Raw genomic sequence first — 16,278 nt, 5'->3', positions numbered from 1 at the left:
ATGGCCAAGCGCATTGAGATCAGTCAGGAATGCAGCAACAAAAAAGCGGAATCAGGCCTAAACCCGATTCCGCTCTGTTTCACTTCCAGCTTTAAGCTCTCAGCTTCCAGCTAGCCACCCCAGCGTCTTACCGGTAATTCCCGGCCTTGAGCGCGGCAATCCGTACATCCAGCGGCGGGTGGCTCATTAGTAGGCCAGCTAGGCCGTGCTTCAGGCCGCCGTTGATGCCAAAGGCGGTCATTTCGCCGGGCAGTTCGACGGGAATGCCTTGTTCAGCCTTCAAGCGCTCTAGTGCGGCGATCATTGGGCCTGCTCCAACCAGTTGAGCGCTGGCGGCATCTGCGCGAAACTCGCGTTGACGCGAGAACCACATAACGATGGTGCTAGCGAGGATGCCTAGGACCATTTCGGCGAAGATGGTGGCGATGAAGTAACCGATACCGGGGCCGCTACCTTCATTGCGGAATAGGGTGCGGTCGACAAAGTTGCCGATGATGCGAGCGAAGAACATGACGAATGTGTTCACTACGCCCTGGATCAGGGTGAGGGTGATCATATCGCCATTGGCGACGTGGCCAATTTCGTGCGCCATAACGGCTTTAACTTCTGACTGGCTGAAGCGTTGCAGCATGCCTTCTGATACCGCCACCAAGGATGAATTTCTGTTCCAGCCGGTGGCAAAAGCGTTGGGCGCGCGTGATGGGAAGATGGCGACTTCGGGCATGCCGATGCCGGCGTTGCGCGCCAGTTCTTCTACGGTTTTGACCAGCCACTGTTCCTGTTGGGTCTGCGGCTGTTCAATCACGCGCGCGCCAGTGCTGCGTTTGGCCATCCATTTGGACAGAAACAGCGAGATAAACGAGCCGGCAAAGCCGATGACCGCGCAGAAGATCAACAGCGCCTGCAGGTTCATGCCGCCTTGGCCGTCGTGGATATTTCCCACGCCCAGCAGGCTCAGGGTAATGCTGGCAACCAGCACGACCGCGATGTTGGTAGCCAGAAATAATAAAATGCGCATCATGTTTTCGATCGTTCCTGTGTAGAGATATATCTGCTCGCGCGGCATTGCGCTGCGAGGTTCTATTCTGAGCCTATATTGGGCGAGCGGGGCGGGCTTTCAATGCTGACTCTATGACAAAAGATGTCATGGTCCGGTTTCGCAGGAGAGGCGCTGGGCGCTGTGGTTATTTGTCGCGGGGTAAAAAGCAGTATTGAACGGTGTCGTAAAGGTGGCTGCTAGAGCCACTGCTGAGTGCATCGCGCAGGCGCTGGGCGAGTGTGGCGCGTTGGCGTGCAATGCTGGCCGGCAGGCTTGGGTCGCGTTGCTCGGGGTCTATTTTGGATAGCAGCACAAAGGCGCGTTCGCTTAGGCAGGCTTGATCTATAGCTTCTTGGCGGATGGTATCGCTATAACGCAGAAACCCCTCATCGGCGAGCCACACCATGGCGCCAAAACAGGCCAATTGGCGCGGCGCGGGTACGCCAAACGCATCAGGCTCGTGCTCGCCAATCAGATCGCTGACAAAGAGCGCTGCCGGCTGCGGGAAGCGGTTGTACAACGCCACCAGGATGCGGGCGACATCCTGGTGAAAGTCTTCGATATGCAAATCAGCCAATGCGCTGCGCCCTTACTGCTTGTAGGTCTTGAGGAAGTTGGCGATGCGCCCGATGGCCATTTCCAGATCATCCTTGCGCGGCAACGAGACAATCCGGAAGTGATCAGGCCATGGCCAATTGAAAGCGGTACCCTGCACGACGAGGATCTTTTCTTTCAATAACAGGTCGAGCACGAACTTCTCGTCGTTATGAATCGGGTAGACCTTGGGGTCCAGTCGAGGGAACAGGTAGAGCGCGCCTTTAGGCTTAGTGCAGCTGACCCCGGGGATTTCATTGAGCAATTCCCAGGCGGTATCGCGCTGCTCCAGCAGACGGCCGCCGGGCAGAATTAAGTCGTTGATGCTTTGGTAGCCGCCAAGCGCAGTTTGAATCGCGTGCTGAGCCGGCACGTTGGCGCACAAGCGCATGGAGGCCAGTATTTCCAAGCCTTCCAGGTAGCTAGTGGCGTGCTGCTTAGGCCCACTGATGATCATCCAGCCAGAACGGAAACCCGCAATGCGGTAGGACTTGGACAGGCCATTGAAGGTCAGGCAAAGCAGGTCTGGCGCGACAGCTGCGACGGACTCGTGCTCGACGCCGTCGTACAAAATCTTGTCGTAAATTTCATCGGCAAACAGGATTAGGTTGTGCTCGCGAGCCACCTGCGCCATTTGCTCCAACACCTCGCGCGGGTACACAGCGCCGGTGGGGTTGTTGGGGTTAATGATCACCATGGCTTTGGTGTTACTGGTGATCTTACTGCGAATATCGGCGATGTCGGGATACCAGTCAGATTGCTCGTCGCATAGGTAATGCACCGGTTTGCCGCCTGATAGGCTAACTGAGGCAGTCCACAGCGGGTAGTCCGGCGCCGGGATCAGTACTTCATCGCCGTTGTTCAGCAGGCCTTGCATGGCCATGACGATCAGCTCGGATACGCCGTTGCCAAGGTAGATATCATCGATGCCGACGTTGGGGATGTTTTTGGTTTGGGTGTAGTGCATGACTGCTTTGCGGGCGGAGAACAACCCGCGCGAGTCGCTGTAGCCCTGGGCTGTCGACAGGTTGAGGATAACGTCCTGCAGAATCTCTTCCGGCGCTTCAAAACCAAAAGGCGCGGGATTGCCGATGTTCAGCTTGAGAATGCGGTGGCCTTCTTCTTCGAGGCGCTTGGCGTGACGCAGCACAGGGCCGCGAATGTCGTAGCAGACGTTGGCCAGTTTGTTGGACTTGTTAACCTGCATGGTGCTTACCTTGTGGATCCAGGGCTGATGAGCACGTCAGGGAGGAGGGTGATAGCAGTCATCCCTGAGCGATTGTAAAACGACCATCATACGTCTTGCGTGGCTCCCTGTGAAAGCCTGTGTTGGTGATTCCTGGTGGGGAAAATGCAGAAAATGTGTAGCTGTACTGGTGTTTTTGGGTTTTCACCGAAATGCATAAAGACACTTAGGCTACGAGGCCCTGTATTGAGTTGCTGCAGTCGCCTCACTACCGCAGCAGGTGGCAATGTGTTGCTGATGGGGCGGCGTTACAGCTAAATCTATGCTAGCTAACGAGGCTGTAGAAAAACCCATTTCGGGCTCATCCCTCGGCCTTTTTCTTGTTCATCCCTGACCCCGAGTCATCGAGGTCGTATTTTTGGCCTGCCCTTGAAGAGAGCATGTTCGTACCGATAGCTCATCGCCAGACTGCGCTATAGCAACGCTATCAGCCACATTGTCCGTAATTCGCCAGCTTCTCCAGATTGTGTACCAGGCAATACAGCTGCCATTGCCCCTGCACCTTTCTGCGACCACGCAAACTAAAGCGGTTCAACCGCTTGTTTGTACCTATATTCCCAAACACCGGCTCCACCACCGACATTCTGTGGCTGTAAATCGCTTTACCCTCGGGGCTGTCTACCCGATGTTTCATCCAGTCGGTGTAGCTCGGTGGGCGGTTGGCTTCCAATCGAAATGAGACCTGCCGCCCAGCGCCCTTTCGGTGGTCTGCAGACTGAGGGTTGTGCATACAGGATTCGCGCTTGGGACAACGTCGGCATTGCAGCAAGCGCCCTTCAAAATAGGCCACCGGCACACCAAGGTCATTCGTCCGCACTCCTCGGTGGTTAAGTTGCTGGCCGGCGGGACAGGTGCAGGTCATCTGTATCGGGTCAAAAGCAAAGGCACTGGCAGGGATCACAGCCTTGCGGGTGTGCCTATCAGCTGGCTGATGACGTTTGCCGTACTTGTCTTTTTGCAGAGCAAAACGCGGATCACGGCTACGAAAGCGGTTATCCGGGATGTAACCGTTGATCTTCCGGTCGTGCAGGTACTGCATGTTGGCTTCGTTGGCGAAGCCGGTATCGGCTGTGACCACCACTCCTTGCTGATAAATAGCATCGGCAATCTTCAGCCGCGCATAGCGCTGCTCCAGGGTCTCCAGCATGGGCTTGAGGGTGTGGTGTTCCTGTCCTTCGCCGAACGCTTGGGCTTCAATGATGATCTGGTGCTTGCGGTCTACCATCGCAACACCGTTATAACCCTGGATGGTCCCCTTGCTGGTGGTCATCTTCGCGCTGTCGTTATCGGTGATATTGCTCTTCACTTCCTTGCGGCGCTTACCCTGGCCCATCCTTGGGCTCTGGGTCTTTAAAAAGCGATCAACCTTTTCCATGGCCTGATCCAGTGACAGGATCATGTTGCCGTGGCGGATCGCACGTTCCATGTCCACCTCGGTCTCAGCAGCGTCATGCTGGCGATGCTCATTCAAGTGATGGCGTATCAGTTTGCGCAACTTGTCGCGCTTGCCCTTGAGCTCCTTAAAGGTGCCGGACCACTCCTTGGCCGCATTGGATGAAGTCTTGCAGCCGTCGATAGCAAACAGCTCATTACCCAACAAACCCTGCTGATGACAGACCAGCAGCACCTGCTCAAATACCGCTTCGATGGCTGTGGCGTTCTCGCTGACAAAGCTGGCCAGGGTGGTGAAATGCGGGACCGTATCGCAGGAGAGTGCCTTGAACAGAATGTTGGTCTCGCAGCACCACTGGATCTGGCGGCTGGAGGTAATGCCTTTGGAATAGGCGAACAGAATGATCTTCAGCAAGATGGCCGGATCGTAGGCCAACCGGCCTGTGGCGTCGTTGCTATAACGCGGGTGGAAGACCGAGAGGTCCAGCTTGTGCTCAATCAAATAATGAACAGCGTACTCAAACGTACCGGGCTGGAGCTGCTCCTGGTAGTTGATCACTACCATGCTGTGCTGGCTGTAGTCGTAGGGCTTGAAGCGTGGCATGCAACACTCCTTTGTTGGTCTGGTGCCAGACTACCAAATCAGGGGTTTTTCTACAGCCTCAACGTTCAGGCTCTCTAGAAGCGCGAAACACTATGGTTTGTCGTTCGAGCGGCCGATAGTGTTGTCGCGAATTTTTAAATTGCGCGCAAATAAATTGCATGCAAATTAATATCCGCTAAGCTTGGCATTACTGAATGCAACTGACTCAAGGAGTATCTTCGTCATGGCCGATCAACTGTTACAGATCCCCTGTACTACCATCGATAATCGTGAAAGCAACCTCGGTGAGCTGGATGGCAAGGCGTATCTAGTGGTGAATACTGCCAGCAAGTGTGGCTTCACACCCCAGTACAAAGGATTGGAAGCTTTGTGGGTGGAGTATCAAGCAAAGGGGCTTCGGGTGGTGGGCTTTCCGTGTAACCAGTTTGGTGGTCAAGAGCCCGGCGAGAGCGGCGAGATCAGTGAGTTCTGCGAATTAAACTATGGCGTTAGCTTTCCGCTGTTCAAGAAGATTGAGGTAAACGGCGATAAGGCGCACCCGCTGTTTGTGCAGCTGAAGTCCGAGGCGCCCGGCTTGCTGGGCAGTAAGCGGATCAAGTGGAACTTCACCAAGTTTTTGGTCAATGGGCAGGGCAAGGTAGTTAAGCGTTACGCACCTACTACCAAGCCAGAAGATCTGCGCGCCGATATTGATGCGCTGCTGGCGTGACCGTTAGGCCCGGTCTGTTGGTTATTCTGCTGGCTGATTGCTCAGCCAGCGCTGCAGAATGGCTTGCAGATCTTCTCGTTTGAAAGGCTTGGCTAGGTAGTCACTCATGCCGGCGTCCTGGCAGCGCTGTCGATCTTCATGTAGCGCATTGGCGGTCAGGGCAATGATGGGCAGGGTTTGCCAGCGTAGGTCGGCGCGTATGCGTCGACTGGCCTCGTAGCCGTCCATTACCGGCATGTTGCAGTCCATCAGCACTAGAGCGTAATCATTCTCTGCCAGCATATTCAGGGCGATTTCACCGTGCTCGGCTAGGTCTACCTCGTAGCCCAAGCGGCTGAGCATGCCTTTGGCCACCATTTGATTGACCGCATTGTCTTCGACTAACAAGAGTCTTTGACCTGCCGGCAGAGTGATGTGCTCGGCGGGAATCTGGTTATAGGTAACCAAGCCAAAAAGCTCATCTATCGCTTGCGCGAGACGGCGCCGCGACGGCGGTGCGGCGACCTGTTGTTGTATTCCTAGCTTCTGTGCCTTCTCTGCAGACAATAGACGACTGTAGCCACAGACCAGCAAGCGCGGTGTGCTTGGTTCTAACGCTTGTAGTCGTTGCGCTATTGCTGGGCTGTCGAGTAGCCAGAAATCAATATTTTCTGGCACCTGTGGTAAAGGGTTGAGCAATTGATAATCGATTATTTGGCAGGTCATGCCCCAGCTGCGCAGCAGTTCGTTTAGCACTTCACCTTGCAGATGACCGCTTTGATTCCAAATGAGTACCGAGCGCGGTGTGGGTTTGGGGAAGCCCGGTTGTTGGTCGTGGGTGGCCAGTGGGATTAGCACGCTGAAGCTGCTGCCTTGCCCTGGAGTTGAGGTGACGGTGAGTTCGCCGCCCATCGCATCACTCAAACTTTTGCATAACGCCAATCCCAAGCCGGTACCGCCAAAGCGACGAGAGATATGCGCATCGGCTTGAGTGAACGGCGAGAAAATACTTTCCAGGGCATCGTCGGCTATGCCGATGCCAGTATCGGATACGCTGATGCGCACGTGCTGATCAGTACTGCCGCCGCGCTCCAGGCCGAGCGTTAGCGCCACATGCCCTTGCTCAGTAAATTTGAGCGCATTGGACAGCAAGTTGCTGACGATCTGTCGAATACGGGTAGGGTCGCCCAGCAGCATGCCGGGTAGACGCGGGTCAATCCGGCAGGTCAGCTCAATGTCTTGCTTGCCGGCGTTCTGCGAGAGCAGGCTGGCGGTCTCTTCCAGTAAGGCGCTGAGGTCAAAGGGGATACGCTCAAGCTGTAGTTTACCGGCTTCGAATTTAGATAAGTCGAGGATGTCGTTGAGCAGCGCAACCAGCACCTTGCCAGAGTCGTAGGCGATGGAAAGCTGTTGCTGCTGTTCGTTGTTCAGTGGGCTATCGAGCGTCAGGCCGATCATGCCCAGCAAGCCGTTGATCGGTGTGCGGATCTCGTGGCTCATGTTGGCGAGGAAAGCCGAGCGCGCGCGCGCCATGTCGAGTGCTTCTTCGCGAGAGTATTCCAGGTCTTGATTTGAGCGCCGCAATTGAGCGTTGGTTTCCTGCAGTTCGTTGGTGCGCGACTCGACGATATTTTCCAGCTCTTCCAGATATTTACGCAGACGTTCTTCGGCCCGCAGCTTCTGGCGCATGTTGACGTCGATGCTTTGCAATTGTCGGTTAATTACCTCTACCAAGGCGCCGATCTCGTCGCGCTCATGGCCGTCGGGGCAGGGTAGACGGCTGCGCTCACCCTCGGTCTTCATGTTCAGTAGATCGTTGATCAAGCGCACCAGCGGCTTGGTCAGCATGCCGTAGAACAACACCATAAGAATCAGTGAAAGCACCAGGCTCAGAATAAAGCCGGAGAGCATCGTCAGGCCGGCGCGGCGCAAGAAGCTAGCGCCCTGGTGGAAGGTGTCTACTTCGATGACCAGATGACCGAGCAGTTCGTTGGGGGCATGCTCGACATAAAGGGGGTGGGAGTAGTCGCGGCGACGTTTGAACAGGGCATCACTGACCACGCGGTAACGGCTGTTTGCCATGGGGCGGCTGACGCTGGCCAAAGCTATGCCGTTGTTATCGATGATCTCGGCGCGAATAACCGGGGGGGCTTGCAGTAAACCGTTGACCAATTCCAACGCCAGTTCGGCATCAATGTTGTAAGCGATGCGCGAAGCGGGGCCCAAGCTTACGTTGATTTGCGCTTGCACTGCCTCGTCTATGGCGGCGTCTTCGGAATGGTAATCGACCATCACCTGAATCAGCCCCAGCAGGGTGCCTAGAGTGAAGGCCGCAAGTACCCCGAGACGGGTCTGTTTGAACGACAGGCGGTTAGTCAGGCGGATGTCCATACGTGCTTGGTGCGGTCCTTTGTGCAGTCTTATGGCAGAAGCTTAGCGCACTATCGCTGTGGAGGTGGCTATCAGCTAATAGGTTCTGCGGTAGCGAGGCATTTTTGCATAATTTGGCGCTATGGGAGAGTGGGATGTCTGAAGTGGCTGCCCGAGCCCAGGTGAAGAGCGGCTGAGGTCGTTGGTTGAATTGACAGCGCTGTGCCGACTGCGGCTGACTAGTTTGATCTGGGCACGTCAAAACGTGCACAGATTCAGGAATACCTAAATACGCCCAGTCAGCTTGGCAACCATCTGGTGCTCCACTGGCAGCATCGCCGAAACGCTAGACCGCGAGGTGACCCGGCTAAGCAGCGATGACAGGCCAGGCCAGCGATATTCGTCAATCAGCTCGCCTGCGTGTGCCATGTTGATTAGCTGAGTGCATACGGCTATATCGGCCATGCTGAATTGCTGGCCCAAAAAGTAGGGGCCTTTACCTAGTTCAGCTTCAAGGTAGTCGAACATGGGTGGCAAATGCTGTTCCAGTGCGGCCTTAATCATGGCTTCATCAGGCTTTTCGCCATAGCTGGGTGCCACCACGCGCTGAAAGAACAGCGAAAAAGTGCTGTAAGGCGCTAGCTCGTAATCTGCGTATTTCTCCAGCCAGCGTACCCGTGCGCTTTGTTCCGCATTGCTGCCGTAGAGTGATTCGCCGCCGCGGCTCTCTTGCAGATACTGCGCAATCACGGCGGAGTCGGCGAGCTTGAAATCGCCGTCTTGTATTGCCGGTATGCGGCCCAGCGGGCTTATATCTGTATACCATTCAGGCTTGTCGCGTGGCGGTATGTGTTTGTGTTCATACTCGATCTGTTGTTCTGCGAGTTGGATGCGAATCTTGCGTACATAAGGCGACAGGATGGCGCCATAGAGGGTCAGTGCCATTGGTTTTTCCGTATAGGCTATAGACAGATAGTTGCGCGGTGGGTGCTTACCTGCCGCGCGTAAGAATTAGTCGTCGTAGACGGCTTTCTTTTTCCACTGCTCATCGGCGCTTTCGAGTTGTTCCAGGCCGACATCCAGCTCGCTGGGTGCGCCGGTGCTGGCTTGGTTCTGCTCCACCACCGCGCTCTCTGAGCGCAGTAGCAACGCTTTGTACTGCGCAAGGTGCTCACTGAACGCAGGGTCGTTGAGCTTGGTTAGGTAAGCAATGGCGCGCTCGTATTGCAGCTTGGCGATACGCGGGTTGCCTTGTTGCATGCCTTGCGCTGCGGTGGCGTTGAAGGTGTCGAGTGTGGCGGCGACCAGATACTGGCGAATTTGGTCGGACCATTGCTTGAGCGTGGCCTTGTCGATCAGACCGTCGGCTTGAGCCTGCTGTAGTTGCTTGTGCAGGTTCTCCAGCTGAATGCGCGCGTCGTTCCCTTTGACTTCGGTATCCAGCGCAACAGGTGCATTGCTCGGTGGCTGATTTTGCTCAAGCTGCGCACGGGACGCATCGAGTCGCTTCTGAGCGTCGGGTGCGTTCTTATTTATACGTACCAGCTTCTCAAGCAGCTTAACTTCAATGCCCAGCAATAGGATGCTGAGCTCAGGGGGGAGAAACTGGCCGGGCAGAGTCGCCATGACGCCGTTGCCGATCTTGATACGCGCGGAGATTTCAGCTGACTGTCTGGCGCGTTCCAAGCGGGCGCGCTCGAGGCCGTGACTGATGAATCCAATGCTGACTAAGACCACGAGGCCGGCGGCCAGTAAACCGCCAATAAGGAGTGGGGACACTTGGTTATCTCTCTTGTTGTGTGTCTGATCGTCCTGAGCTGGCCTGAATAAAGCAGTTTATCTATATAGCTGCTACATCAGCGCTCCCTGGTTTATGCTCACAGTACATGCTATGCATACTCTGCCTAAGCTGTGGAGCATCACTTTAGCATCATGGCTGAGACTGCTGAACGCGACAAGCTTTTTTCTGCCGTTGGTCAGCTAACGGCAAGATGTCTTATTCTTGAGTCTAGGCCTCGGTTCATAGGCCTTTGCCGGCCAGCAGCATCTCCGCTAGCAGCCGTTGGTGAAAAAAACCTGAAAAAAGATTGGGTTGAGGGGTTGACGATATTTCAGACCATGCATAAAATGCGCGCCACTTGCAGCGAACAATGTTCAGCAAGGAGCCAAGGTTAATAGCCTTAGCGATGTGAAGTCCGGATGTGTCCCCTTCGTCTAGTGGCCTAGGACACCGCCCTTTCACGGCGGTAACAGGGGTTCGAGTCCCCTAGGGGACGCCAATTACGGCGTCAGTTTTGCGGGAATAGCTCAGTTGGTAGAGCACGACCTTGCCAAGGTCGGGGTCGCGAGTTCGAGTCTCGTTTCCCGCTCCATAAGTAACAAAAAAACCGCTCACGTAGCGGTTTTTTTGTGCCTGTAAGAAAAGTGGTTTGGCTGGTACGGCGAAGTTGCGGTCTGCTGTTGGCTTCGTTGGAACGGCCGTGTTCCTTCCGGCCTGCGGTGGTGCGGCTGATGATGGAACTCGACCTTCCCAGGGTCGTGCGCGGCGTGCTGGTCCGGCTTTGCTCGGGTGCTTAGTTTGGTCTTGATCTGGGAGGGCCGGGTTCCATCCCGGCCTGCGGTGACGCAGGTGAGACTGCTGGTCGAGATGGAGCTGGAGCTTTCCGTGGGCGAGAGCGGTTTTTCAGTTGCTCTGAATAAGCTGCCGCGCTTGCTGCCAATCAAATACTTCGCCGTTGGCTTCAGCCGTGGCGCGGTGCTCGTCTAGCAGTTGATACTGGGCGATCTCATCGTCGGGCATGAAGTGCAGGCAGTCACCGCCAAAGTACCAAAGCAGGTCGCGAGGGATCATATGACCGATCTGCGGGTAGCGGCTGATGATCTGGCAGAGGATGTCCTGTCCCAAGTACAGGCTGTCATGATCTTCCTGTTCCAGCTGCGCTAGCAGCTCGTCAAAGCGCTCTATGAAGAGCTCGTTGCTTTCTTCAGGCACTTGCTCAAGCAAGGCGGATTGAGCGCGCAGCGTGTCGTAGAGGCTTTGTAGCAGGGCGAGGTGATAAGCGTGATAGCTGAGAGGGGTATTCATGGTGGACTCCTGATTTCTCTGGCGCGGGAGTCTAACAGAAAGCATGGCTGCCGAAAGCTAGGCCGCAGAAAGTAAGGCTGAGGGTGTCGATGCTGCCGACACCCTCAGCTACGGGTTTACTCCTTAGCCGCTGGCGGCGGGAATGGCTGATTTTCCAGCACACCCTCTTTTTCCAGCGTTTCTTTCTTTCCCTTGGAGTTGTCCGCTTTCTTGGCGGCGTTGCGGCTCTTGCGTGCGGTAGGGTCCATTTCTTCCTTGGAGAAATCATCCACGTCGATCACCTTCCGGCGTGCAATGCGTGCTTCACGTACCAGCTCGGCTTCATCCGGGCTAATAACGCCGGATTCGGCGGCAACGTTGAGCATGTCAGCATCGCTGTCGTGTTCCAGTTCACCGTTGTGCATTGCCTTGGCCAGGCGCGCTTCAATCGGATCAGTCAGCAAGACTTTTTCCAGCGTGCTGTTAACCAGGCCGGTGGCGTCGTCCGGGTCCTTGCTTTGATAGCAGCCTTTCAGCAGGCGATCGCGTGCCGCGCCAGGTGTCATCAAGCGGCGTGCAATCTCTGCACCCACGATATCGGCAGGTGGGGTGAGGCGGCGACCCAGTGGGAAGACAACAACGCGCAGCAGGCAACCTACGCGTGGATCTGGGAAGTTCAACAGTACCTCATGCAGGCTTTGTTCGATCTTGAACAGCAGATCTTCTACGCCCCATTGCACAAAAGGTAGATCTTCTTCGTGGCGGCCCTGGTCATCAAAATGCTTAAGGGTCGCGCTGGCCAGATAGAGGTAACTGAGCACGTCGCCGAGACGGGCAGAGATACGCTCACGACGCTTCAGTTCGCCGCCGAGCATTAGCATGGTGCTGTCGGTCACGGTGGCGAAGGCCGCTGCCAGACGTGAAAGCTGACGGTAATAGACTTGAGTCGCCGGATAGTCTGGCGTGTCCGCCAAGCGACCACCGGTGAGTCCCAGCAGCAAGCTGGCTGAAGCGTTACTCAGCGAGAAGCCGATATGCCGAAACAGCAGGTCGTCGAATTCCTTGAGTGCGGCGTCTTGATCGGGGTTTTGGGTGGCGGCCATTTCTTTCAGTACAAAAGGATGGCAGCGAATTGCGCCCTGACCAAAGATCATCATGCTGCGGGTGAGAATATTCGCGCCTTCAACGGTGATCGAGATCGGGATCGACTGGTAACCGCGACCAAGGTAGTTGCTTGGCCCCATGCAGATGCCCTTACCGCCGTGTACGTCCATCGCGTCGTTGATGGTCTGACGCATGCGCTCGGTAACGTGGTATTTGACCACGGCCGAAAGTACTGAGGGCTTCTCGCCCAGATCGACAGCGCCCACGGTCATGGTGCGCGCAGCATCCATCACATAGGTATTGCCGCCGATGCGTGCGAGGGCTTCTTGAATACCTTCAAACTCACCAATAGGCAGGTTGAATTGACGGCGGATTACGGAGTAGGCGCCGGTGGTCATGCTGGCCATCTTTGCCGCGCCGGTACCGCCGGCTGGCAAGGAGATGGAGCGACCAACGGAGAGGCAGTTCATCAGCATCATCCAGCCTTGGCCGATGCGCTCTTGTCCACCAATCAGGTAGCTCAGGGGAATGAAAACGTCCTTGCCTGAGTTAGGTCCATTCATAAAGGCTGCGTTGAGTGGGAAGTGACGGCGACCAATTTCGACGCCTTCAGTATCCGTGGGAATCAACGCGAGGGTGATGCCCAGTGATTCTTCCTCGCCCAGCAGGTGCTCAGGGTCATAAGCTTTGAAAGCCAACCCGAGTACGGTGGCAACGGGGCCCAGGGTGATATAGCGCTTCTCCCAGGTAACCCGCATACCAATAACTTCTTCGCCTTCCCATTGGCCTTTGCAGATGATGCCTTTATCGGGCATGGCGCCTGCATCCGAGCCAGCTTCGGGCGCGGTGAGAGCAAAGCAGGGGATTTCCTTGCCGGCGGCTAAGCGCGGCAGGTAGTGTTGCTTCTGTTCTTCGGTGCCGTAATGCAGCAATAGCTCGGCTGGCCCTAAAGAGTTGGGTACCATTACGGTAGAGCCCAAATCGCCGCTGCGGCTGGCTAGCTTCATGACGATCTGCGAGTGCGCATAGGCAGAAAACGCCTTGCCGTCGTATTCCTTGGGAATAATCAGGCCAAAAAAGCCATTCTCTTTGATGTAGCTCCACACTTCAGGCGGCAGGTTTTGATGTTCGGTGGTGACTTCCCATTCTTTGGTCATCCGGCAGAGCTCTTCTACTGGACCATCAATGAATGCCTGCTCTTCTGCAGTGAGGGCTGGGGCCGGAAAGCTGTGCAACTTGCCCCAGTCTGGTCGACCACTAAACAATTCGCCGTCCCACCATACAGTGCCGGCGTCCAACGCTTCTTGTTCGGTGTCGGAAAGCGGTGGCAACACTTTCTTGAACCAGCTAAATAGTGGTGCACTAATTTGGTTACGACGTATATCCGGGATATTGAGCGGAATGGCGATGCAGAGAAATACCGCCCATAGAATCAGGTCTATTACCCAATGCACAGGCCCCAACAGGGTCATAGCAAGTAGGTAAGCACCAACGCCAAGGCAGGCGTTGAGCAGGCTGGTGCGTACATAGGCGAGCGCGGCGATACAAAGCACTAGGCCAAGTAGCCAGAGCAGAGTCAGCATGAAGTCTTCCTTCTTCCAGAGATCCAGTAGTCAGCATAGCCGCTTTGGAGAGGCGGGGTAACTGACAGGCGTTAAGCAGTGGACCGGGAAGAAGCGCGGCGGTTCCGAACGAATGCTCAGAACCACCGGTCTATTTTGCGAAGATCAGCCGACTACGTTGGCGGTGTCTTGCTTGAGGGTTTTGCCGGCGAGATAGAAATGCCAGGAAGCCCAGATGTTGACGAAGGTCGCTGCTAGTAGCGCATAGCGCAGGCTGTCGCTTTCAAACCAGACGCGCATCAGGTCGCTGGCGATACCGATCAGCTGTGGGCCAAAGCCCAGACCGAACAGATTGAGAATAAACAGCATGATGGCCGAAGCCAACGCACGGCTGCGCAGCGGTGTGAGGCTCTGGATCATACCGAAGCTTGGCCCCAGGTAGAAAGCACCCAAAAATGCCGCTGGCATATAAAAGGCTAGTGCCAGATAGGTGTTATCGACCAGGTAGAATGCGCAGATAAACGGAATAGACAGCATCTTGGCGACACCGATGATCCAGGCATTCCAGCGCGCATCTTTGCTGGCCAGATGGTCTGCCAGCATACCGCCGATATAAGCACCCAGGCCGCCGACGATACCCATTACCGGGCCGAGGAACATGCCGACTTCGCTGGGTGTCATGCCATGGCTACGAATTAGGAAGGCGGGGGCCCAAACGATGGTGCCGTAACCGACCAGCGCAGTAAGAGTGACGCCGCAAACCACATGACGGGTAGTGCGAACCCGCCACAAAGAAGCGAAGCCAGCGCGAACGTTTGCTTTGCCTATCGGCGGCGGCTTAACGCCATCGGCAAAGCCGCGCGGTGGCTCGATCATGGTGAAACGCACAAGCAAGGCGATCACTAGGCCTGGCGCGCCGACCACAAAGAAAGCAGCTCTCCAGCCCCACCATTCGGCAACAAAACCACCAATCAAGAAGCCAAACATGATGCCGAAGTAAACGCCCAAGGCGTAGATCGACATCGCGCTTGAGCGCTTCTCTTTAGGGTAAAGGTCGGCAATCATTGAGTGTGATGAGGGGCCTGAGCCGGCTTCGCCAATGCCTACGCCAACCCGTGCGATAGCTAACTGCCAAAAGCTCTGCGCAGTTCCGCAGAGGGCTGTCATGCCGCTCCAGATGGCGATGGACCACGCAATGATATTGCGACGGTTGGAACGGTCTGCGAATACGGCAATCGGGATGCCGAGCGTGGCGTAGAAGAGAGCGAAAGCGATACCCGACAGGAAGCCCATCTGGGTGTCAGACAGCATGAGATCAGCTTTGATCGGTTCGATCAGGATGCCAACGATATTGCGGTCGATATGGCTTGAGGTGTACGCGAGTACCAACAGGATAAGTGCGTAACGGCGATAAGCTGGGGTGATGCGACTGGACATATCTGTCGCGTCTACCGAGGTGTCCGGCGTGTCTGCCATGTAATTCTCCGGGGTGTTTGTTGTTGTGGCGGGGAGAATACGATGTCTCTGTATGAGCCACAATCGACCACCCGGTCACATTTGTAGCAAATTTGTAAGTGTTTCTTAGTATTACAAAAAACCTGACCATGGGGGTTTTAAGGGTTGATTTTATGCAGTTCGCCCCCAATATCAGATCTCCACTTCTCTGGCTTAAAGGCATCTGCATGACGGCAGCTATTCGTATCAGTGGGTTGGAAAAAACCTATGCCAACGGCATGCGTGCGCTCAAGGGGATTGACCTGGAGGTGCGCGAAGGTGATTTTTTTGCGCTGCTGGGGCCCAACGGTGCGGGCAAGTCTACGACCATCGGGATTCTCTCTTCACTGGTTAATAAAAGCGCCGGTGAAGTCAGCATCTTCGGCCATAACATCGACACCGATTTATTGGCAGCCAAGCGCTGCATTGGTGTTGTGCCGCAGGAGTTCAACTTCAGTCAGTTTGAGAAGACCATGGATATTCTGGTCAATCAGGCGGGCTACTATGGGATTCCCCACCGCGAAGCCAAGGTTAAGGCGGAGCAGTATCTAAAGCGTCTTGGTTTGTGGGAAAAACGTGACGTACCGTCCCGCATGCTCTCAGGTGGCATGAAGCGCCGTCTGATGATCGCCCGTGCGCTAATTCATGAGCCCAAGTTACTTATTCTCGATGAGCCGACGGCAGGCGTGGATATCGAAATCCGCCGATCCATGTGGCAGTTCTTGCAAGAGATCAATGCCCAAGGCATCACCATAGTGCTCACCACTCATTATCTGGAAGAAGCCGAGCAGTTGTGTAAGCACATCGCGATCATCGATCAGGGCCAGATTATCCATAACACCAGCATGCGAAAGCTGCTCAATGGCTTGCACGTTGAGACCTTTTTGTTCGATTGCGCGGCCAGCTTTGAGCAAGCGCCAGAGATTGCTGACTACCCCTGCGAGTTGATTGATGAGCACACCCTTGCGGTGCAGGTGGACAAGGAGCAGGGCATGAACGACCTGTTTGCTGAACTGAGTCGCTTGGGTATCAAGGTATTAAGCATGCGCAACAAGAGTAACCGGCTTGAAGAGCTGTTTCTGATGCTGGTTGATGAGAATGCAGAAAAAGGGGCCGCTTGA

At 55.5% G+C, this 16,278-nt stretch carries 12 protein-coding genes and 2 tRNA genes; 4 read left to right on the top strand and 10 right to left on the bottom strand.

Annotated elements, in window-relative coordinates; all coding sequences use genetic code 11:
* Positions 1-127: 127 nt before the first annotated feature.
* From htpX to AC1XYH_RS09950, 4 genes are all read right to left on the bottom strand, one after another.
* Complete coding sequence (gene htpX, locus AC1XYH_RS09965; RefSeq protein ID WP_483323047.1) at positions 128-1,021, bottom strand: protease HtpX; 894 nt, start codon at positions 1,019-1,021, stop codon at positions 128-130.
* A gap of 163 nt (positions 1,022-1,184) precedes the next feature.
* Positions 1,185-1,616: a hypothetical protein gene (locus AC1XYH_RS09960; RefSeq protein WP_483323046.1), complete on the bottom strand. Its 432-nt coding sequence runs from the start codon at positions 1,614-1,616 to the stop codon at positions 1,185-1,187.
* Between the two features lie 12 nt (positions 1,617-1,628).
* Entirely contained in the window at positions 1,629-2,840 is a 1,212-nt protein-coding gene (locus tag AC1XYH_RS09955) for a pyridoxal phosphate-dependent aminotransferase (protein ID WP_483323045.1), read from the bottom strand.
* 466 nt (positions 2,841-3,306) lie between these two features.
* Complete coding sequence (locus AC1XYH_RS09950; RefSeq protein ID WP_483323044.1) at positions 3,307-4,875, bottom strand: transposase; 1,569 nt, start codon at positions 4,873-4,875, stop codon at positions 3,307-3,309.
* A 223-nt stretch (positions 4,876-5,098) separates the two neighbouring features.
* Here AC1XYH_RS09950 and AC1XYH_RS09945 point away from each other — a divergent pair, with 223 nt between their 5' ends.
* Complete coding sequence (locus tag AC1XYH_RS09945) at positions 5,099-5,584, top strand: glutathione peroxidase (RefSeq protein ID WP_483323043.1); 486 nt, start codon at positions 5,099-5,101, stop codon at positions 5,582-5,584.
* A gap of 21 nt (positions 5,585-5,605) precedes the next feature.
* Here AC1XYH_RS09945 and AC1XYH_RS09940 read toward each other — a convergent pair whose 3' ends face one another.
* The 3 genes from AC1XYH_RS09940 to AC1XYH_RS09930 all read right to left on the bottom strand — a co-directional run bounded on the left by AC1XYH_RS09940 (position 5,606) and on the right by AC1XYH_RS09930 (position 9,712).
* Positions 5,606-7,954, bottom strand: a complete 2,349-nt coding sequence (locus tag AC1XYH_RS09940) for an ATP-binding protein (protein WP_483323042.1) — start codon at positions 7,952-7,954, stop codon at positions 5,606-5,608.
* Positions 7,955-8,218: 264 nt separating this feature from the next.
* A complete protein-coding gene (locus AC1XYH_RS09935; protein WP_483323041.1) occupies positions 8,219-8,878 on the bottom strand; it encodes a glutathione S-transferase family protein in 660 nt (219 codons plus the stop codon).
* 66 nt (positions 8,879-8,944) lie between these two features.
* Positions 8,945-9,712: a hypothetical protein gene (locus AC1XYH_RS09930; protein WP_483323040.1), complete on the bottom strand. Its 768-nt coding sequence runs from the start codon at positions 9,710-9,712 to the stop codon at positions 8,945-8,947.
* Between the two features lie 424 nt (positions 9,713-10,136).
* Here AC1XYH_RS09930 and AC1XYH_RS09925 point away from each other — a divergent pair.
* Both AC1XYH_RS09925 and AC1XYH_RS09920 read left to right on the top strand, forming a co-directional pair.
* A tRNA-Glu gene (locus tag AC1XYH_RS09925) sits at positions 10,137-10,212 on the top strand.
* A gap of 17 nt (positions 10,213-10,229) precedes the next feature.
* A tRNA-Gly gene (locus AC1XYH_RS09920) sits at positions 10,230-10,305 on the top strand.
* Between the two features lie 311 nt (positions 10,306-10,616).
* Here AC1XYH_RS09920 and AC1XYH_RS09915 read toward each other — a convergent pair.
* The 3 genes from AC1XYH_RS09915 to AC1XYH_RS09905 all read right to left on the bottom strand — a co-directional run bounded on the left by AC1XYH_RS09915 (position 10,617) and on the right by AC1XYH_RS09905 (position 15,139).
* Positions 10,617-11,018: a PA2817 family protein gene (locus AC1XYH_RS09915; RefSeq protein WP_483323039.1), complete on the bottom strand. Its 402-nt coding sequence runs from the start codon at positions 11,016-11,018 to the stop codon at positions 10,617-10,619.
* Between the two features lie 116 nt (positions 11,019-11,134).
* A complete protein-coding gene (locus tag AC1XYH_RS09910; RefSeq protein WP_483326348.1) occupies positions 11,135-13,681 on the bottom strand; it encodes an acyl-CoA dehydrogenase in 2,547 nt (848 codons plus the stop codon).
* Between the two features lie 147 nt (positions 13,682-13,828).
* Complete coding sequence (locus AC1XYH_RS09905) at positions 13,829-15,139, bottom strand: spinster family MFS transporter (protein WP_483323038.1); 1,311 nt, start codon at positions 15,137-15,139, stop codon at positions 13,829-13,831.
* Positions 15,140-15,345: 206 nt separating this feature from the next.
* Between AC1XYH_RS09905 and AC1XYH_RS09900 the strand changes: the two genes are divergently transcribed.
* Positions 15,346-16,278, top strand: coding sequence for an ABC transporter ATP-binding protein (locus AC1XYH_RS09900; protein WP_483323037.1), 933 nt, complete (start codon positions 15,346-15,348; stop codon positions 16,276-16,278).

This window comes from Pseudomonas sp. GW-45 (assembly GCF_056896675.1).
The sequence above is the reverse complement of the archived record's forward strand: the minus strand, read 5'-3'. Positions and strand labels throughout refer to the sequence as shown.